The sequence below is a fragment of the Treponema sp. R80B11-R83G3 genome (assembly GCF_054786115.1).
Map to the genome: position 1 here is coordinate 1 of NZ_BDHF01000353.1, position 747 is coordinate 747.

Consider the following 747-nt stretch of genomic DNA (forward strand, 5'->3'; position numbering starts at 1 on the left):
GACAAGCGTACATCATTATTTATCCTCGTTTTTTATTCCAATAATTTTTTTATATCATATTCAATAATTTCAGGTCTTTTATCCGGTCCATAACGTTTTATAACATTTCCAGTTTTATCAATCAAGAATTTTGTAAAATTCCATTTTATATTTTTTGAATCAAATATTCCTTTTTGTTGATTTTTTAATAAACCATATAAAGGACTTTCATTATGTCCATTAACATCAATTTTAGAAAAACGTGGAAAAGTAGTATGATATTTTAACGTGCAGAAACTATTTATTTCTGTTTCAGACCCGGGTGCTTGATGCCCAAATTGATTACATGGAAAATCAAGTATTTCAAAACCTTTATCACGATAATTTTCATATAATTTTTGCAAACCTTTATACTGTGGTGTAAAACCACATCCAGTTGCAGTATTAACAATCAAAAGAACTTTTCCTTTAAACATATTCAAAGAAACTTCTTTCCCATTCAAATCTTTAACCAGAATATCATAAATACTCATTAGAATCCTCCTATAGCCATTATTTTAATCTATTAAACTTACATTTGTCAATTTTTATTCACCACGCATTATCCTGAAAAGCGGACGGCTCAAGGTAAACGCAAGAATCACGGTACATATATCCGCAGTTGGAAGCGCGAATATAAAACCGTTAAAACCAAAAAGGCTGTCCAGAATATACAACGCCGGTTCGGGAGTGCAAATGCGTATAGCCAGTATGTGCTTTATGTTTGTT

The 747-nt window shown here is 30.8% G+C and carries 2 protein-coding genes; both read right to left on the minus strand.

Features of this window, described 5'->3' with window-relative positions; translation table 11 throughout:
• Positions 1-32: 32 nt before the first annotated feature.
• On the minus strand, positions 33-512 hold the full coding sequence (locus tag ACYVRH_RS13805; protein WP_461257462.1) for a glutathione peroxidase: 480 nt from the start codon (positions 510-512) through the stop codon (positions 33-35).
• A gap of 54 nt (positions 513-566) precedes the next feature.
• Positions 567-747 (minus strand): hypothetical protein (locus ACYVRH_RS13810; RefSeq protein ID WP_461257463.1); only part of this gene is annotated, 181 nt, incomplete at its 5' end.